The organism is Chitinophaga sp. CC14 (genome assembly GCF_048957795.1).
Classification (GTDB): Bacteria; Bacteroidota; Bacteroidia; order Chitinophagales; family Chitinophagaceae; genus Chitinophaga; species Chitinophaga ginsengisegetis.
In genome coordinates this window covers 1,803,679-1,821,485 of the sequence record NZ_JARBFY010000003.1, presented here as the reverse complement: position 1 = coordinate 1,821,485, position 17,807 = coordinate 1,803,679, and the positions used below count along the sequence as shown (strand labels likewise).

The window sequence follows — 17,807 nt, the reverse complement described above, 5'->3', positions numbered from 1 at the left end:
CTTTTTTTAAGCTTTTTTTTTATTTACCTAAAAGCAGCAACAGGAGCGGCATAGGGAGATTTTTTTTGAGGATGCCGATGGCTTTGGAGATGGTATTATATACAGAATCGACCTGCATGGACATGATGTCGGCCACTTCTGTATAGTTCAGGTTCTGGAAGAAACGGAGATAGATGGCTTCCCGCTGGCGCCGGGAAAGGTTGCTGAGGGCTTCCTGGAGGAGACGTTTTTGTTCTTCTGCGGTTTCGTGCTGGATTAACTGGTTTTCGAGAGGAAGGGTATATTCAAATTCAAAGGCTTCCCATGATTCGCGGTGCTGGTACCGGCGATCTTTACGCAAAGCACGGAGCAGCCTTCTTCTCAGGCTGCTGATAAGGTAATACCGGACGTTCCCGATATTGGTGGTCAGGTGTTCCCTGCTGATCCAGAGGTCCTGGAACAGATCCTGCAAACAGTCTTTGACTCTTTCTTTGTCCTGGCAAAAATGCATGCCATAATGAAAGAGGTCATCGATGTGTGCATCGTATATTCCGGCGAAAGCGTGGCGGTCACCCTGTAGAAAGAGTCCCCAAAGTGAGGAATGGGAAGCCACCACGTGTAGCCCCGATCTGAAGGCTTTCCCTGTATTCATACTATTCTGGTTGATCTGCTAAAGCTTGTTAATTATTCTGACACTTGCAAATATTTTTTGGTACAGGATATGTCTGGTGGTATATAACATTAAAACTGAACGATATGAAAAACCTCACTTATTTGTTACTGTCATGCCTGGTACTTTTACTCAGCAGTTGTGAAGTGATAGGCGGAATATTCAAAGCAGGCGTATGGACCGGGATACTAGCCGTAGCAGTGGTGGTGGGCCTGATTATTTTCTTGATAAGTCGCGGGGGCAAACGGGGATAGTTTTATAAGTGCAGCCTTGCAGCGGATGGTTACAAGGCTGCCCTGTTATCACCTGTGTATAGAGGGTGAGTTCTTCTACCTTTTTGAGGAGTATTACATTCATGGCTCCAACATCCACACTGCCCGCGCGTTCCACTTCTACCTGTGAAGGTACTACTGGTAAGTGATGATGCGCATTAATAAAGTCTTCTATCTCTAATAAACCTGGTAATTTATAGGATGCGTGAAAAACATAATCCGGCCAATCGGTGGTAGTTACCTTTACACGTTTTGCTTTAATATCACCATTTACCGCCAGTTTCACCGTGGGGTTATTGGTGCCGATCGTTGGAGGCGATACGCAACCTTTCCTGCCCGGTTAAACTATTGTTGGTTAGTATTTTGGACATTTTTTAAAAAACTATATTCAAAATTTTGAAAAATAAAATAATTAACTACTTTTGCATCCCGTCTAAGCGGGGAAATCCCGGTAAAAACGGGACGTAGCGCAGCCCGGTAGCGCGCTTGCATGGGGTGCAAGAGGTCGCTGGTTCGAATCCAGTCGTCCCGACAGAAAGGCTAAAATCATTGTAACGCTTTGTTACGCGATATGCCGAAAAGCCCGCAGATATTGTATCTGCGGGCTTTTTTAATTTTGCCCCATATTATCTTATATCATCGAATTTCAAGGTGTCAGCAGAGTAATACCGTGAGTAGGTTTCAGAGTAACTTTACCTACTCTACGTAGATTCCTCGTCATATGTATTAATTTGCATTTCAAATTATTACAAAGGATATCATCTTATTTCAAATGATATCAACGGCTTTGTTTCTACTCATTTTTTGGGCTTGTGAGCCACGATCCAGAGAACATGATTTGTCCATTTAAAATGAAGAAGAAATGAGAAGTGAAAACACTTTCGGCGTACGCTATGCCCTGCGCCAAAACAAGAACAAAAGAAAAGACTACTCGGTGTACGCAAGAATTGCCTGTAACAATTCTCCGGAAAGAGAACTTACAATCAAGGGTAGTTTTCAACTGGAAAATTGGGATGCAGAAAAAGGTGGCCCCTACCTTACCTCAAAGGAATTAAAGGAATTCGCCACTTATCTGGAAAAAGTAAAATCAAAATTAACAGGCATTTTCCAGGATCTTGAATTGAAGGAAGGTGTGCTGACAGCCGAGAATATCAAAAATTGCTATCTCGGCATTGGCCCTGACATTCAAAAAGTCACCATGCTCCAACTCTGCAAAATCGCTTATGAAAAGTTTAAAACAGAGATTAAAAAAGGAAGCATCAAGAACTATGGCGCTACAAACGGCTATGTAGAAAGATACTGTAAATGGAAATACGCTGCGGGTGATATCCCCCTTCGCCATCTTAATTTTAATTTCATTGACGGCCTGTATACCTACATACTTCAAAATCCGATTAAGCCAAATGATCCTTGTAATAAGAATGGAGCCATGAAGCACATGGAGAGGGTTAAAAAGATGGTTAAATGGGCAGGAAAGAACGGCTGGTGTGAAAAGGACGCCCTTAGTGATTTTTCAGTCAATTTCAGACGGAAAGAAACAGAATATCTAACGTGGGAACAACTACGCATCGTTGAAGATGTAATCCTTGTTAATCCAATACATAAGCTCGTACGGGCAATTTTTGTTTTCTGCTGTTATACCGGCATGGCCCCAATAGATGTGCAATCCCTCCAACCAGGGCAATTATCTACGGACATAAACGGAAACATCTGGATGACCTATACCAGGGTAAAAAGTGAAATACCAGCATGGGTACCACTTTTAGAGAAGGCAAAGGAAATAATTCAAGAATACGGTCTTGAAGCAGGTGCATCATATAGAGAAACTGTGTTTCATTATGTAAGCAACAAGGTTCTAAATGATAACCTGAAAGTTATCGGTCTCATATGCGGATTTTCAGTGGAACTTCATCCTTACATGGCTAGACATACATTCGGCACCACTGTAACCATGCAGCTGGGCGTACCTCCGGAGGTAGTGCAAATAATGATGGGACATGAAAAGTTGGCTACCACCATGATTTATGCACGGGTAGGAAATCCCCTGGTATTGATGTATATGCAACGTGTACAGCAGAAGATCAACAGCGGTCAGACGCTCGGGATGCAGGGTATAAATGAAGAACAGTTTGCATTGCTTCTGGAGCAGATTGCGCCGAATGTGTTGGAGAAAGTATTCACAACAGTACTAATGCCTAAACTCATGGAAATTATCGATACAAGTCCGAAAATAAAAAATCCGGTCCTTCACTTAGAATATGAAGAGATTGGCCGGTAAAATAATTTGCCTTGAAATAGCTCACCAATGGGCTATTTCAAGGATTGAATTTAATATACCGGCATTACTTTCAAGAGTTACTGGTACTCTTTAAATCAAAAGAATCCATCAAATTGTCTGATATTTTTTTTAATACTTTAATATTAATATCCAATTCAACTTCATCTGACAACAATTCGAGAAAACTTATATTGACATCATGAAAAACCGCTATTGTAAGCTGCATAGGGTCTATTAACTTTCTAATATCAGTAGTTTGAAAGGTGATAATATCAAGAGCAAAATTATCATCTCGCTGATATTCCTGAATATTTGCAAATCCAGTATGCGCATATCCAGATGCTTTTATATAGAACGCACGATACCTGCCAAAATCAACAAGATCTTCTAAATCCCTTGCAGTTGCACGTTTCTTTCCTGGAAACAAATGATCCGCCCAGCCGTACTCATTATCTAAGAACTTCTTACCGTGTTGGGAAGCGATTGTATCAAAAAAATCATCAATATCATTTTTCTTCTCATCTTCCAAAACCCGGAAGCCTAAAGGTTCAAGACGCTCCTGATAACTCTCCATTTGCTTTTTAAGGTTTCTAATTCTATGATGATAAAACCGCATTGTTAAATCTTCCTCATCTTTATCACATAATAATTTAAGAGTTAGAGCATATTCATAAAATGATCTCCAAAGAACTAAAGCTCCATCATTGTAGCCTGACAAAAGCATATGTCCAATTTGATCTGCCTGCCGTAACATGAATCCATACAAAGTTAAAAGTACAACATCCGATGTCGAAACTTTATTTCCTGTGATGACCTTCTCAACATTCTTCAATACAACATGGCAAGTATTAATATAGGAAAAGAAGTGACTAAGGCTAGAGTTATTCAATGCAGAATTAGTGCGTTGATTATCCAAACATAAATTAAAAAATTTATCATACTGGATTGTAAACTTTCTATTACTCTCTTCTATAATATACTTCTCAAATACCTCGTTAAATTCATCTGAATTCTCATTGACATAAGATAAATAAACATCTTTGCCCAACCCTGAATCCAATTGAGCTTCCGTAATAAAATTAGAATACAACTCTTGAATATTTTCTATCAAAAGGCCACTAAAACTATTTCGTTTCATATTTAATTGCTTGGTTGGGGTGATTAAAGGTATCTGCTGCCAGGTAAAAGTTATGAAAATAATAATAATTCTTACCGAAATGACAAATTATACCTACAACCGACCTTTAGATATTCTCCTTTTCTCCATCAGTTCCATAATCTCACTATAATCATAGTAAGCTAAATTCCCGATCATCGAAAACTTCAGCGTCCCATTATTTCTCATAGTCTGCAATGTCCCTGCTGATAGCCCCAGCATCTTCTTTACTTCATAGGTTTTAAGCCACCTTTTGGGTTCTTCCGGCTTATACCTGGATAACATCGCTTCTATTTCCTGGAGAAGCTCTTTCTTAAAATTAGCCAGATCATCTTTCGTCACTATTTCAACCACACCCATAGCACAATATTTATAACAGCATACAATAACTAAAGCCCCACACGGGGCTTTAGCAGGTTATCCCCGTCTACATGGACTATCGCTGGCCGGCGTACTCCTACAAACCGGCGTCCTTTTCACCCATGTAATCTGATTGGTGCATTGTTTGGAGAATTTCCACCAGTCCACTCGGACATATAAACAATGCTTCCTAGTATCGGATGGTAAGAGGGTATATACTTAATATATCCCTGGTCGTGCAAGTCATTGATACATCGCTGGTAGGTGGATCTACTTATTTTAGCCAGTTCCAACACCTCTTTACGATCTATTGAAACCGGTTCGCCGAAGTCATTCATACACCATAGCTGGAATAAGGCCAGATAAAGACTTAAATGCGGAGCGCCGATTTTATTGTCATTTTTTATGACAGCATACAATGCTGCAAGCCTGTCCCTTGCTTTTTCCATATCATCACATTTTCAATTTCACAATAATTAGTTTAGCTTATCGATGGCCCTTTTTGCCGCTCCTGCTTCTGTGAAGAAGCATCGTTAGCAACACCCTGCTTATTCACCTGGTCAGTGGATTGGTTGATACCGGCAGCCTTCTTTAATTCTTCAATACTTGATTTTTGTAGGCTGGCAGTATAAACACGTAGCGTGTCATGCTTGGGTGATGCTTCAATAAAAAAAGACTTTTCGCCAGCCTGCACATGCTGTCTGTTCCCTCTTTCCAGTGAAGCATATAGATCGTCTGCTTTTTCCGGGTCTTTCAGATCGTTGATCGGCAGCGGCCCTGCGACTTTCCTGATATCAAAGCCCTTAACGGTTTCAAGAGGATGATTACCCTGTTTGTCCGTTTCTTTGAAATTAAGATATGCCCATTCATTAGTGTCCTTATTCAGAAGAAAAGATCGCTGCTGCATAGCATTGTAAGCATTTTTTATGGTAACGTTGCCGGCATCCTTTCCGATAACAAAAGTTTGTTTCTGAATTTCTCCAACCTTGGGGCGTACCAATAATTCCATTCCGTTCCGGAAAACGAGGTCACTGCCTTCCCTGGTAGATCGTTTATAAGGAAAGGTGACAACAACTAAATCTTCGCCGAACTGTTTTGTGTCATATAATTTAAACTCCGGCTTACCGCTTTTTATGTTTATTGCCAGGGCATCATCAAGCGAATTCCCTGCACCGATTTTACGAAGATCATTCTTATGATACTCCAATACCTTCTCACTCATTTCGCTGATAAATTTGTTAGTTAGTAATACGGGAGAAACACTTTCATACCATTCTACTGAAGGAACACCATAGATAATCCCTTTTACTGCCATCGGGATTGATTTCAATTCCACTACCTCCTTAACACTATATTCCTCGCCCAGATTCACTGATTTATGTTCTGCTCCCCATTTATTTATCGAAAAGGCAAAATCATCTACGGTCAAGTCACCTTTTCTTGTATCGAACGCCATCCAGACATTTCCCTTATTGTATTCCTGCTGCATTAAATCGTATATATCCTTATTGATCGACACATCCGGTCCATCAAAACGGAGTTCATCCGAGTAGTATCCTGCCGGATATTTAAGAGCAAAAGGCGCAGAAGGGTTATAAACCTGTTCTACGGTCCATTGCTGATCATTCCAACGATTGGGAGGAAATGCACTGGCTACATAGAAACCAGTATCACCCATAATCTCTCCGTCATATTCATACTTCATTATTGCACCCTGATAAGTAGCATACAGGCTAAAAGCTACGAAGCCGTGTACCGGAAGTGGTTCATCTTTAATGGCATCAAACAATCCCTTATAGCCACTTTGATAATCATTATGGTTGCTAATATTATATAACTGATGCCCGGTTTCATAAACCAAATGACCAGGATGGGTATGTTTAACAACCTTATAGGAATCAATAACGTGGTCTGGAATAAAGATCACCTTATCATCACCACCTCTGTATTCAATGTTATTTGCCATACACAAACTTTTTATTTATATAATTGGGACAGCATTGATCAAATGGTGATTCTTAATCTTTAGTTTAAGATTTCTCCCGCCATCCTTTTCAGAGAGAAACAGGAAGAGTTGCTTTTTATCCGGGATGGTAAACTTCGGGACGACAAATACTAAAACTCCATTATCCTTCGCCTTGATTAGATTAGCATTTCCGGCAATATAGCGGGGGATTACATCAACCTCTTGGTGAGCCGTACGTCGGGCAATCTTTCTATCCCTGATAGAAAATTTTAGCTGATCAGTATAATAATTGATGGAAGATCTATTTTCCAGGAATACCTGAAAGTAAAACAGATCATTTTTAATATAGATTGCGGTCAGCTGCGCCTCAATCTCAAATTTCCTGTCGTGTGGCCCATGATGCTTTCTTTTGCTGATCTTTACCAAGTCAGCTGTTCTTTCTACATCAGCAGCATTCAATGTATCCTTGGATAAACTTGCTGTTTCCTCGCTGGCATCTTGGCTATACTTTGGAAACTGTAGATTCAAAACTGATGGAGTACTGTCATATCCCACCAGGAAAGAATAGAACTTACCATCCTCTGTAACGATACTCAGATTAGTTTCGGGAAAATTTTCCTTGCCTGCCTTCACCTGCAATATATTTTTTACACCTTTAGCCTTCTGTACCATCAGATCCCTGCTGCCGCGATCAACGCTGCTGATAGCGAAAGGGAAAATAATATTGGACGTCTTACTGTATGCGACATATAAACGCATCGGTTCAATATTTCGATAATCTGGTGTCTGTGCCTGTACAACACCACTTCCTATCATGCAGAGTATACCTGCAAATCCAATCACACATTTCATCATCACTAGGAATTTTATTGTAAGAAAATATCAACTCTGCCGGTTCTTCAGTAACACCTGGTAGCCGGCCTTTATATTAACTTTGATCAATCGGACTTTTTTACTCAATAAAGACTTTGCTGTTTCAATACCGGCGCTCGCGGCCTGCACTCCTAAAGAAGGGTCCATGGACATGATAGGTATTCCCTGTATTGCCTGATCTGCGGAGTTTTTTGTAACATCACGGGCGATAGCACCGGGAATATATATGCCGGCCATACCATCAAGATCGTAAACAGACAGTGATATGGGAAGGATGGAGTTATCTATTCTTATTGAGTTAATTTCAACCTGCAGCCGCTCACCATTAATCGAGGCAGCACCATATACAGAGCTGTTTTTGGGTATTAACCGACCAGCTATATAAACATCACTGGTGATACGCATCTTTATGGTAGATCCAGATACCAACGTCTGATATTCCGGAATCTCCGCTGAGACAGCGTTATCTTCCTCCGCGGATGCAATATCATCATCAACAGAATAAAATCTGTTTGGCGGCTGATGACCAATAACCAGAGAATCGCCAGGATAACGGTTACTTTCAAGAAGTGCGGGTTGAAGAGATGAAACAGGAAGCACATCGTCCCTATAATGGTTAACAGGATAAGCAAGTTGCTTATGCTCGGCTGACTGCTTCTTCATTTTATCCTGGATACGAGACGGATACTGTATGTCAAGGATTTTATCCAGCATTCCATCCAGCTTTGCCATCTCCGGATCGCTTTGAGAACCATCCTGCAATACCTGCATCATTTTTTCCAGCTGCCCGACCTCGGAGGACACTGCAGGAATAACGGAAGGAGAATCTTTTGCGGGCAAAAGGCTCTCTTTGTTGAGAGGTTTTATATCTTCCTTACGTTGAAGCTCTTTATTAAGCTGTGCCAGTTTTTGCTGCACCCGGATAACATTTTTATCCGGTTCGCTATTATCTGAATAAGGGGATTCAACTGCTCCATCATTTAACGGATTATTTACACCGGCTTCCTTTTTATAGGTATTAAAATCTAAATCATGAACACCGGCAGCGTTGCCTCCACTCATCTTGTCATAATAAGGATCTCGTTTGGCTATTTCCCTCCATCTGGCAGAATCACGATCTGCCTTTTCGTAATAATCAATTTTACCCATACGACTATCATCCTGGAGAATAGGCGCCGGTAATTCATAATTAAAGGCGTCTTTACCGTGCTGCATGGGTGCTGCAACTCCCTTACCACCTCCTAAAAGCGAAAAGATGACGGTTACAAAGGGAAATATTATAAGAGGTGCAATAACAGCAAATCTTCTTTTTCTTAAATATTCTTCTGATAATGATTGCGTCTTTTCCATAACTCACATTTTTCGATGACACATTTAGGGCAATCCTATTGTTTTATCAACCAGCAATAGGCTATCAAAGATGCCAGGATGCCTGGTGTACAGGATGTCGATGGTCTTTTCGCCATTCGGTACAGCTCTCAGACTATCGAGATAATACCTAAATCGGACTATGCTGCGATAGCTCGTACTATTTTTCAAATCTGCCGGCGTATAAACCGGATCGGCTGATATTATATTGGCTGGGCGACTTATTGAATACGGCTTAATTTTCAAACTATTACCCGGAGCATCTCTGCTAAGCCCGATATATATAAAAGCACATGTACCAAGCCCAAAGAAACAGAGAACAATAACCTTCAAATACCTTTTAGGCAGCCGGTTCAATCTATCCGAAAATAAATTTGTATACTTTCTGATAGCCGGGAAATATTTTTGGATAAGCACATCCAGCCACCTATAAAGAATTTCCTGCTGTCCTTTTCCCTTTTCATTCTTGGGCACTTTCCATCTCCACCTCATAACTCAGCGATTTATCACATTAATATCATCATTCCGGAGTATTGACCAGTGCAGGATTAAAAACCCGTGAGAATTATTATCCGTACTCTTTGCATCTTGCAGATAACCTTCAGTAATAAGGCTTCTAGTGGTGATACTGGTTGGCCTCCGGATCTGAAGTGTTGCGTAGCATTTAAAATAATATGGTTTCTGATTAAAATCCACATTTACGCTATCAACCTCTATACGCTGGCTCACATTGCCGGAGATAACACTGGTATAAAACCCGCTCTCTTTAAGGCTGCGGTACTTCTCTCTGGCTGATGCGTCAGCCAGGTACATAGATTTCGCAATATTTGATTGAATAATTTTCTCATCCGGATCAAGAGTAAAAAACAGCCGGTGAAAATCTTTTACGTGTGCCCGGGCTTCTACAGGGAGATAATTTCTACGATCATCAGCAAAAGCCTCAATCACTTTGTCTCCATAAAGCACATATATCATTCCCTGAACTTTTGCTGCCAGCTGATAGCTTTTGTAATAACAGAAGCAGGAAATAATAAGATTGCTTATAATGACTGCAATAGTGAAACTACGTATGTACTTAAAGGCAGTATCTATATTTCTCAATTGTCTGAACATGGCACAATGTTTTACTTACCCGCTAATTCATCATACAAATGGGAACCACCCAATCCGGCAACCCGGCCAATATCTGCCATCACTCCGGAGCCTGGATTCTTGCCGGTGTACCCCTCATTGAAGTTTTTAGGAGCATTGTATGCGTTAGAAATGCCCTGGCCGAGCCGAGAGGCAGCCATGCCAGCGCCACCTGTGGCAGCTGAAGTTGCGATGCCGGTGATTTTCTGCAACATCGGATTACTACCGGTAACGTGAACAATATATCCGGCTATACTTGGGACGGTAAAGTAACCAACGATGCCTAAGACAAGAAAGATCAGGTAAGCCGTATCATTGGCCCCAAAAGATGTGTCTCCATACTTCTTTATCTGTTCAATATCTAATAGCAACATATTGATCTGAATCTTATTGATGATCGCTCCGAAAATGTTCGCAACAGGCAACCATAAAAAATAATTAATATACCTGCCAACCCAACTAATCAATGATTGCTGGAAACCATCAAACACACTCATACCGAGAACCAACGGCCCCATTATCGCCAACACGATGAGATAAAATGTTCTAACTGTATTAATACATAGTGACGCCGCCTGAAATAAAATCTGTAGCGCTTCAGAAAGAAACTGTTTTACAGAATTACGGATACTGTAAGCGGTTTGTTCCAGGCTAAATTTTATATCATTGCCAAGTCTTTCAAACATGCCTTCATTTGTTCTAGTGGAATCTTTCGGATGGTAATATTTATACCATTTATCCTTATCTCCCTGTCCGTTGGTGCCGATATACATTTCATAGATATCAGACCGTTTTATCGCGTCTTCTTTCTGTTTCAGGAGTACCGCGATAGCTGTATCAGAATTCTTAACTATTCCCGCTGTCGCTACTGCAACCGGCTTCATAATACCATTCATTACGCCAAGTACCAGCGGGACATATAAGCCAATAGCCACAGCTATAACGAAAGGACGCAGAAGCGGATACAGGTCCACCGGCTCCGCACGGGCAATCTGCCCCCACACCCTGCTGGATATAAACCAAATAGCGCCAAAACCGGCAATAGCCTGACCGATCTCAATCATATCGCTACACAGTGGAATCATTTCGTCGTACAGCTTATCCAGCACACTATGCAGACCACCGATACTATCTGCTATGCCCTGAGCATAACAGTATCCGGGAAAAATAATCCCTGCCACCAGGAATACACAAACCAACCTTGCACTTTTCATACATAATTATTTAATCACTGATACCATGTAGCAAACGGACCATGCCGATATCATTTCTTTCTTTTGCCCGTTGTAATCCCAGCATCTGCGCACCAGAATTAAACTCTTTGAGAAAAAGTAATTTATCTTCCATGCTATAAAAAATCCGATCAATACCATCTAGCCGCTCATCATCAGACATACGGAGCTTGTTGGCGGTTACAATCATAATCAGTTCATCCAGATTCTTTAAACTTTCATTAGTTATCTGACCGTAGACAGCAGACATGTATTCCAGTTCTTCCACACTGAATAAATTGCTGTTCCGGAAAGCACTAAATGCACTTTTATACTGTTTCAGAATAGCACCCTGACAACTGATTATTTCAGGAACACGCCTGTAATTCTTGATAGCAGGGTTTATAGCAAACAACTCATTGAGAAAAGTTTCATGCAGATTAAAATTCCCCTTGGAAAGATCCTTAACGGTATTGTATCCTTTGCTCACAATCTTATATCCATCGTACATATTCTGTAGAATCTTTTTCAGCTGACTTAACTTTTGAATATTTAAAGCCAATTGAGCGAGTTCATCTGCCTGTGCGGAAGCATGTGTTGGAACCAGTTGCACAGAAAAAAACAACAACATCACAAAACCCAATACTCGCATACAAACCTATTTTAACCCATAAAGTATTTTTTGAACCTCAATATCCTGTACGTCTGATCTGCGCTGCTTTTCCAATAATCCAATCTCATCACGAAAGGAGCTAATAAATGCCTGCCTGTCCAATACTTCCGCATATAGCTCATCCAGCTTTTTCAATCTTTCATCATCAGATAATTGAAGTTTATCAGGAGTGATTACAAGCAGGAAAGCGTTAATTGATTCTTCGTTCTCGGTCCTTGCATTCTCCAGCACGGATAAGACATACTCTATGTCACCGGATGAAAGGAATCCGGATGAATTCACTTTCCTGATTGTGTTCCTGCAGGTGGTTTCTGACCAGGTTAAAGAAGAAAGTAGCGCTTCAGCTTTCGGATATTCTGAAATAAGTGGATTAACCTGCTTCAAAGCCCGAAAAAAGAAGCTATGCAAGGAAAAATCTCCGTTCTTAATCTGAGAAATGGTAGTCAGACCTTTCTGAGCAATATCATATCCTTTCTTTGCATAGCCCATATACTGCTGTAGCAAAACGATCTGCTTCAGGAGGTATTCCCGCTGGGTCTTTTTCTGCCGGAACCATTCATCAAAAGTCTGTGCATTTAATGCCGGGGAGACTGAAATAAACAATAAAAACAAAAAGCACATTTTCATACCATCACCATTTAATAAGATCATTGCAGTCCGTATAACCGCTTCACCATTTCTATCTCGCTCGCACCTTTGGATCGCTGCATACTTATACCTATATTATGGGTAGTAAACTGCTTTAATGCTGTATAGTTATCGCTGATCTGAGAGCCAGCATCTGCTATAATCTGTAGGCGCTTCCCGTCAGACATTTTAGTACTGAAAGAATTAATCACCAGTTGCAGCTGATCAATATTTTTCAAACTCTCGGATAGTATGCCGGAGTAAACTTTATACATGTACTCTATTTCCTCCGGCGTAAAATGATTGTCTTGCCTAAGTAGCTGAAATGACCGCTGGTATTCATTTACAAGCGTTACTTGCAGTTGTACAACATCTTTTATCTTTTTGTAAGTAGCAATGGCGTTTTTGACTTTCCACAGTTCGTCAAAGTATCCGGAATACAGCTGCCGTTGCTTCTCTGTCCAACTGCCTATTTCTTCCAGCTTTAATTTGGAAAGCGTATTTTCCAGCGTCTTCTGCACGTTTTGTAGAACAATAGTATTATTCTGAATTCGCTGTACCTGGAGATCCATTGCACGTATGACCTTTTTTAAAGCAGCTTTCACAACCACCCAAACAATTGCTTGGCTTTTTTGGGTTGGCAGGATAACAAGACAGAAACTAAGCACAAGGCAGATCGAAATTCTATACACACATTTCATACATCACGATTAAACAGTTAATTCAAATCCTGCACTAATGCGGAGATACCCCGCTGTATATCTCCCCCGTATCTATCAGTGTATGCCATCACTTTTATCTTTTCCGATTCTTCCGTGCTATAGGCATAGTATTCCTCCGGCGATGGTTCAAAGCGATAGACTTTCATAACCTGCCCACCCAGGTCAATAAAAACCTCTCTATATCGCCGCCCCGGCTCATTTGCTCTGTTTACAGAAAGAACCATATCTCTTGCCTTGTCAGACAAACCAAGCATCGCCTGGATTTCCTGAAACTTGTTCTGGAATTTCCGGAGGTCCAAGAGGATCTTGCAGTCGGCATTGGAGATAATAGCCTCTTTGACAATACTGGAGCTAATCAGATCCGACAGCTCTTGTGTTACCGTAATAGCTTCCCCATAATGTTTCCTGACAGTCTTATATAAGTACTTCATGAACTCCGCCATACCGCTACGCATAATGGCTTTCCAGGCTTCCTCTATGGTAATTACCTTATGGATACCTTTCAGTTTCCGCATTTTGGAAATAAACATTTCCATAACCAGCAGGGTAACGGCAGGGAAAATTGGATGGTCCTTAATATTGTCCAGCTCTACGACTACAAACCGCTCTTCCAGTAGATTTAGGTTCTCCCTTGCGTTCAATAGGTATGAAAATTCACCACCCCGGAAATAAGGTTTCAGCACATACAGGAGGTTGTTTATGTCAAAATCCTTCTGCTGAACACGCTCACGCTCTAATACTGTCACATACTCAGTCTGTAAAAACTCATAGAAGCTGTCAAAGCAGGGAAATATAGATTTATCACTATCCAGCTTTTCATAGTACAGCTGCAAGGCATTCGACAGCGCCACATATTCCGACTGGTTGAATGTTTCGCTCTCCCGCTTCCATAGCGACAATAGCAAGGTTTTGATCGATTCCTTTTTTTCGATATCCAGGGTATCATGCTCTGATATATAGAACGGGTTAAACCTGATCGGGGATTCCTCCGTATAACTGAAATAATAACCATTCACCAGTTTACACAAGCCAGCATAGCTACCACCAACATCCAGGATCACCACATGCGCTCCCTGTTCATAGTAATTCCGAAGCAACGATTGCATGAACATGCTCTTCCCGCTACCACTACCACCTATGACGATTTTATTCCTGTTGGCTATCTGCGATAGCTTCATAGGCTCATGGGTAATGTCTACGTGCAATGGCTTGCCCGTCTGCCTGTCACCCAGCCGGATACCATAAGGGCTGATGCTGCTTTTATAAGCTGTCTCTAAACTCAGAAAGCAACATGCCTGTTCACAGAAAGAATCGAAACAGTCATTTTGAGGAAAATCCCCTTCATTACCCGGCATCGCCGCCCAATAAAGCTGAGGACCACCTATAGTTTCCTGTTTGGCAGAGGCGTCAAGTGCGGAAAATGCCGTTGCCACCTGGTTCCTGATGTCTTTCAGCTCATTTTTATCCGCAGACCAGGTACATAAATTGAAATGTGCCTTTACCGGCAAACGCTGATCACTCACAGCTTCCTGTAAAAAAGCATTGACAGCATCCCTGGCAACGGCATTGCTACGGCTGTATGCAGATAAGGACTGAAGCCGCAGCCGCTTCTTTTCCAGCTGCTGGATCTTCTTTGCCGGGTCACCGATAATTATAAACTGATTATACAGGTGATTACAGGATAACAGTTGACCAAGGCTGGCGGCAAAACCAATACTATATTTATAGTTGTCGCTGGAATATTTATCATAATTGATCCTGCTGCCACATAACCCCGGCAGACTTTCTGCGTCGGACAAGGTATATATCTGCAGATAGTCGTCCCCAATCCGGATATCATCTCCAAAAAGAATATCCTTACTAACAGGGTTACTTGCGTCAGGCAGAAGGTTACAATACCGTTCTATAATGCCAGCCTTTCTTTGCGTACTAAGTAGATCTTCATCCTGCAGGCGTTTTAGCTTCATCAGCCCACTGCCTTCAAGAATACTTTTAAACTGACCGGCGCTGTCCAAAAAATCACGCAGTACATTATCATTCTGATGCGCCGCCGGAATAATAGACTTCCGGCACAGATTTGACATCAGTGATGTTGATGGCCTCCTGTCATTTACCATCTTCGTCAGCATAATAAAGCAGGAGTGATCAAGAAATGGTCGCTCGTTGAAAAACCGGGTGCTGCTGCGGGACAGAAAGGAATCGATATCCTTTTCACCATCTCCGGTATACTTCTTATTGATATACCAATCCTGCTTATGAAAAACAGTAAATTGTGGTAGTACCTTTATTGCCTTGATAAATGTCTGATGCAGCACTTCATAGTCTGTCGCTGACAGCGTAAATATCTCGGGAAGCTCTATTTCATACGCGACAGTTATATCTGCATTCTTTGATAAAATGCAATCATGTTCTACGGCCATTATTGGCAACATTTCCTCCATCACTCTTTCCATAACTCACATTTAAATTGCCCATAAAAAGATTCCGGCTATAAGCCGCACGTATACAGGTTGGAATCTGTCTTCTTGCCCACTTCTTAGCCAACCCGAATTCACCGTATGTGTTACTTAATTTGTAAACCTTCGCAGTAAGCCCAGCACCGCTGCCGCCAGCAACCGCCAGACATATGTAAGTGTTCAGGCCACATACATACATAATGGCAAACAGTATCATTATTGCTAACATGCCAGCTGCCAGATACCAGATATATTGCGCCTTCAATCCGCGGAATTCGATGCTGAGATTAATTCCTTTGTTTACAGAATAGATACTGTTTGCCATAAAATTGATTTAAGAAAACACTGTTGCACACTTAGGTAAGACCAAAGAAGCTCTTCAACACCGTGGCTACTACAACAAGGAAAATGCAGCTACCAAACCAGCTGGCGGCAACCCGTGAGGTATCCGGATCTCCACTCGACCATTTTTGATAGACCTTTACAGCCCCGATTAATCCAACCACCGCGCCTACACCGTACATAAGGTCTACGCCGGTATCAAAATATCCCCTCACTTTATCGCTGGCCTCCTTGATGCCAGCTTTTCCATCTGCCTGTCCCTGGGCCATGACAGAGAGATTCACTAATTCCAGTAACAATGTTGTACTGGCAAGCAACACTGTTCTTTTGTGTTGTTCTAAATTCAACCACTTCACTTTCATACACACAGTTTTTAAAATCACACATTGCTGTTGCAGCCGGCATTCATATAATGGGATACCGGAACTATCTTGCCGCTACCATAATGCTGACACATCATCATCCTGTAGGCCATTTGAGCCTAATTCTTTACTCTCCCCCAAAATCACGTTATTGATGGCAACCTGAAACGCTGTTCCCTTGATGGCAGGATACTCGGAGATTAGCTTCCTGAGAATAATAATAAGACCGGCCTTGCTATATCTTTCTGCTGCTGCAACTTCCATCACCATCTTGATCCTGGCTGACAGTTCAAATGCGAGAGAGAAAAGGTCCACTGATTCATTGGGAGGCCGCGTATCATCTGTGCTTTCAAATAATGACAGCTGGTTAGATTCAGGCTTAGATGATGTAGGCTCATGTTCTGCCGGACGCCGCGTGATAAAATTCTTTATCTCCTTCCGGTAGTAGCGTACCAGCACATAGCAATAATAAATTCCAAGAAGAAGGGCGGCTACAATTAAGTAGCACGCCCATGAGATTGAACTTAACATAGGCTGCTTCCTTTTTATTCCACAAACTCATACCATCACGCAGCCTATGTTAATCAGTACACCACTCTTTCACACATCAACTGCACCAGGTATAATGAACTATCTGGATGCAAATATGTGCCTGATTGAAAGCAAAAAAACCTGACAACACTAGTAGTAGGGTGCCTAACCTGTTATATAACAGGATATATAGATTTAGAAATAATTTATTTTCTGATTCTTTTTAAAGGAAGGAAATGCCCGGTAAACGAAAAGCGTGTAGATATCTGATACACCTCATTTACAGGCATACATGTATAATTGATTTGATTATTTAAATCATTTTGCTAAATTTAGGATCATAATGAAAGAACGACTGTAATAGACAGCATTCCCCTTATATTCTTCTCCCAGACATAACAGCATGACAACTATCAGCGAAAGTTGATAGTACTACGTATGCCCATACATTAAAATCAAAAAAAGGTTATGACTTTAATCGAGCAATTATTTCTGCTATTAGAATTATTTATGAAAAAGACTGAAGAAGAAAGACAACAGAAGGCATGGAACATGTTTCATTCATTCTTCATTCTGTTCCCACCTGCTACAATAAAAAATATGATTAACGATTTGGCAGCATTCTCGCAAGACAGAAAGGATATCGCTGAATCAGAAAAACAAAAGCTACTCGCGTTTTGCAAATATCTAAGCGTTAGCTTAAGCCTTCTTCGCAATGAAGTAAATAATCGTAAAGCCATTACTGATATTAGAGCAGAAATATTTTCTGACAACGACCGTTCATTGTAACGTTAGCCACTATTACCTAAGCAACCTTAGTTCTCCCCACA

Annotated in this window: 20 protein-coding genes and 1 tRNA gene; 3 read left to right on the top strand and 18 right to left on the bottom strand. The window is 41.2% G+C overall.

The genetic code is table 11. The features are described 5' to 3' along the window. Nucleotides 1-19: 19 nt before the first annotated feature. A complete protein-coding gene (locus tag PV783_RS17485) occupies nt 20-631 on the bottom strand; it encodes an RNA polymerase sigma factor (RefSeq protein ID WP_079467764.1) in 612 nt (203 codons plus the stop codon). Nucleotides 632-865: 234 nt separating this feature from the next. Continuing rightward, the gene (locus PV783_RS17480) at nt 866-1,207 is read right to left on the bottom strand and encodes a hypothetical protein (RefSeq protein ID WP_420988972.1); all 342 of its coding nucleotides are present in this window, start codon (nt 1,205-1,207) and stop codon (nt 866-868) included. A gap of 172 nt (nt 1,208-1,379) precedes the next feature. Here PV783_RS17480 and PV783_RS17475 point away from each other — a divergent pair. Further along, nucleotides 1,380-1,453 (top strand) — tRNA-Pro (locus PV783_RS17475). A gap of 330 nt (nt 1,454-1,783) precedes the next feature. After that, the gene (locus PV783_RS17470) at nt 1,784-3,199 is read left to right on the top strand and encodes a site-specific integrase (RefSeq protein ID WP_420988971.1); all 1,416 of its coding nucleotides are present in this window, start codon (nt 1,784-1,786) and stop codon (nt 3,197-3,199) included. Between the two features lie 70 nt (nt 3,200-3,269). Here the strand turns inward: PV783_RS17470 and PV783_RS17465 are convergent, their stop codons facing one another. The 16 genes from PV783_RS17465 to PV783_RS17390 all read right to left on the bottom strand — a co-directional run bounded on the left by PV783_RS17465 (nt 3,270) and on the right by PV783_RS17390 (nt 16,977). Then, nucleotides 3,270-4,337 carry a DUF5677 domain-containing protein gene (locus PV783_RS17465; RefSeq protein WP_420988970.1) on the bottom strand — a complete coding sequence of 356 codons (1,068 nt, stop codon included), beginning with the start codon at nt 4,335-4,337 and terminating at the stop codon, nt 3,270-3,272. Nucleotides 4,338-4,430: 93 nt separating this feature from the next. Continuing rightward, nucleotides 4,431-4,715 carry a helix-turn-helix domain-containing protein gene (locus PV783_RS17460; RefSeq protein ID WP_420988969.1) on the bottom strand — a complete coding sequence of 95 codons (285 nt, stop codon included), beginning with the start codon at nt 4,713-4,715 and terminating at the stop codon, nt 4,431-4,433. Between the two features lie 116 nt (nt 4,716-4,831). Continuing rightward, complete coding sequence (locus PV783_RS17455) at nt 4,832-5,164, bottom strand: hypothetical protein (RefSeq protein ID WP_420988968.1); 333 nt, start codon at nt 5,162-5,164, stop codon at nt 4,832-4,834. 32 nt (nt 5,165-5,196) lie between these two features. Next, nucleotides 5,197-6,681: a hypothetical protein gene (locus PV783_RS17450; RefSeq protein ID WP_420988967.1), complete on the bottom strand. Its 1,485-nt coding sequence runs from the start codon at nt 6,679-6,681 to the stop codon at nt 5,197-5,199. A gap of 15 nt (nt 6,682-6,696) precedes the next feature. Next, nucleotides 6,697-7,536, bottom strand: a complete 840-nt coding sequence (gene traN, locus PV783_RS17445) for a conjugative transposon protein TraN (RefSeq protein WP_420988966.1) — start codon at nt 7,534-7,536, stop codon at nt 6,697-6,699. Between the two features lie 27 nt (nt 7,537-7,563). Continuing rightward, a complete protein-coding gene (gene traM, locus PV783_RS17440) occupies nt 7,564-8,904 on the bottom strand; it encodes a conjugative transposon protein TraM (RefSeq protein WP_420988965.1) in 1,341 nt (446 codons plus the stop codon). 24 nt (nt 8,905-8,928) lie between these two features. Next, nucleotides 8,929-9,414, bottom strand: a complete 486-nt coding sequence (locus PV783_RS17435) for a hypothetical protein (RefSeq protein WP_420988964.1) — start codon at nt 9,412-9,414, stop codon at nt 8,929-8,931. Between the two features lie 3 nt (nt 9,415-9,417). Next, nucleotides 9,418-10,035: a conjugative transposon protein TraK gene (gene traK / locus PV783_RS17430; RefSeq protein ID WP_420988963.1), complete on the bottom strand. Its 618-nt coding sequence runs from the start codon at nt 10,033-10,035 to the stop codon at nt 9,418-9,420. Between the two features lie 11 nt (nt 10,036-10,046). Then, on the bottom strand, nt 10,047-11,267 hold the full coding sequence (traJ, locus tag PV783_RS17425) for a conjugative transposon protein TraJ (RefSeq protein ID WP_420988962.1): 1,221 nt from the start codon (nt 11,265-11,267) through the stop codon (nt 10,047-10,049). 10 nt (nt 11,268-11,277) lie between these two features. Further along, the gene (locus PV783_RS17420; protein ID WP_420988961.1) at nt 11,278-11,916 is read right to left on the bottom strand and encodes a TerB family tellurite resistance protein; all 639 of its coding nucleotides are present in this window, start codon (nt 11,914-11,916) and stop codon (nt 11,278-11,280) included. 6 nt (nt 11,917-11,922) lie between these two features. Further along, complete coding sequence (locus PV783_RS17415) at nt 11,923-12,588, bottom strand: hypothetical protein (protein WP_420988960.1); 666 nt, start codon at nt 12,586-12,588, stop codon at nt 11,923-11,925. After that, a complete protein-coding gene (locus PV783_RS17410) occupies nt 12,585-13,136 on the bottom strand; it encodes a conjugal transfer protein TraI (protein WP_420988959.1) in 552 nt (183 codons plus the stop codon). The genes PV783_RS17415 and PV783_RS17410 overlap by 4 nt, the downstream gene beginning before the upstream one ends. 146 nt (nt 13,137-13,282) lie before the next feature. Beyond that, entirely contained in the window at nt 13,283-15,739 is a 2,457-nt protein-coding gene (locus tag PV783_RS17405) for a TraG family conjugative transposon ATPase (protein WP_420988958.1), read from the bottom strand. After that, a complete protein-coding gene (locus tag PV783_RS17400) occupies nt 15,690-16,067 on the bottom strand; it encodes a DUF4133 domain-containing protein (protein ID WP_420988957.1) in 378 nt (125 codons plus the stop codon). Before PV783_RS17400 ends, PV783_RS17405 begins: the two co-directional genes overlap by 50 nt. A gap of 31 nt (nt 16,068-16,098) precedes the next feature. Further along, a complete protein-coding gene (locus PV783_RS17395) occupies nt 16,099-16,446 on the bottom strand; it encodes a DUF4134 domain-containing protein (protein ID WP_420988956.1) in 348 nt (115 codons plus the stop codon). A 75-nt stretch (nt 16,447-16,521) separates the two neighbouring features. Beyond that, on the bottom strand, nt 16,522-16,977 hold the full coding sequence (locus PV783_RS17390) for a hypothetical protein (RefSeq protein ID WP_420988955.1): 456 nt from the start codon (nt 16,975-16,977) through the stop codon (nt 16,522-16,524). Between the two features lie 468 nt (nt 16,978-17,445). On the opposite strand from PV783_RS17390, the gene PV783_RS17385 reads away from it, so the two are divergent. Then, the gene (locus PV783_RS17385) at nt 17,446-17,766 is read left to right on the top strand and encodes a hypothetical protein (RefSeq protein ID WP_420988954.1); all 321 of its coding nucleotides are present in this window, start codon (nt 17,446-17,448) and stop codon (nt 17,764-17,766) included. Nucleotides 17,767-17,807: the final 41 nt, after the last annotated feature.

Bases quoted from the DNA above. Each gene is read 5' to 3' on its own strand.
- traJ (WP_420988962.1), bottom strand. From the start codon at position 11,267: ATGAAAAGTGCAAGGTTGGTTTGTGTATTCCTGGTGGCAGGGATTATT.
- PV783_RS17400 (WP_420988957.1), bottom strand. From the start codon at position 16,067: ATGGCAAACAGTATCTATTCTGTAAACAAAGGAATTAATCTCAGCATC.
- PV783_RS17455 (WP_420988968.1), bottom strand. From the start codon at position 5,164: ATGGAAAAAGCAAGGGACAGGCTTGCAGCATTGTATGCTGTCATAAAA.
- PV783_RS17385 (WP_420988954.1), top strand. From the start codon at position 17,446: ATGACTTTAATCGAGCAATTATTTCTGCTATTAGAATTATTTATGAAA.
- PV783_RS17435 (WP_420988964.1), bottom strand. From the start codon at position 9,414: ATGAGGTGGAGATGGAAAGTGCCCAAGAATGAAAAGGGAAAAGGACAG.
- PV783_RS17420 (WP_420988961.1), bottom strand. From the start codon at position 11,916: ATGCGAGTATTGGGTTTTGTGATGTTGTTGTTTTTTTCTGTGCAACTG.
- PV783_RS17405 (WP_420988958.1), bottom strand. From the start codon at position 15,739: ATGGAAAGAGTGATGGAGGAAATGTTGCCAATAATGGCCGTAGAACAT.
- PV783_RS17485 (WP_079467764.1), bottom strand. From the start codon at position 631: ATGAATACAGGGAAAGCCTTCAGATCGGGGCTACACGTGGTGGCTTCC.
- PV783_RS17460 (WP_420988969.1), bottom strand. From the start codon at position 4,715: ATGGGTGTGGTTGAAATAGTGACGAAAGATGATCTGGCTAATTTTAAG.
- PV783_RS17410 (WP_420988959.1), bottom strand. From the start codon at position 13,136: ATGGATCTCCAGGTACAGCGAATTCAGAATAATACTATTGTTCTACAA.
- PV783_RS17465 (WP_420988970.1), bottom strand. From the start codon at position 4,337: ATGAAACGAAATAGTTTTAGTGGCCTTTTGATAGAAAATATTCAAGAG.
- PV783_RS17470 (WP_420988971.1), top strand. From the start codon at position 1,784: ATGAGAAGTGAAAACACTTTCGGCGTACGCTATGCCCTGCGCCAAAAC.
- traK (WP_420988963.1), bottom strand. From the start codon at position 10,035: ATGTTCAGACAATTGAGAAATATAGATACTGCCTTTAAGTACATACGT.
- PV783_RS17415 (WP_420988960.1), bottom strand. From the start codon at position 12,588: ATGATCTTATTAAATGGTGATGGTATGAAAATGTGCTTTTTGTTTTTA.
- PV783_RS17390 (WP_420988955.1), bottom strand. From the start codon at position 16,977: ATGTTAAGTTCAATCTCATGGGCGTGCTACTTAATTGTAGCCGCCCTT.
- traN (WP_420988966.1), bottom strand. From the start codon at position 7,536: ATGATGAAATGTGTGATTGGATTTGCAGGTATACTCTGCATGATAGGA.
- traM (WP_420988965.1), bottom strand. From the start codon at position 8,904: ATGGAAAAGACGCAATCATTATCAGAAGAATATTTAAGAAAAAGAAGA.
- PV783_RS17395 (WP_420988956.1), bottom strand. From the start codon at position 16,446: ATGAAAGTGAAGTGGTTGAATTTAGAACAACACAAAAGAACAGTGTTG.
- PV783_RS17450 (WP_420988967.1), bottom strand. From the start codon at position 6,681: ATGGCAAATAACATTGAATACAGAGGTGGTGATGATAAGGTGATCTTT.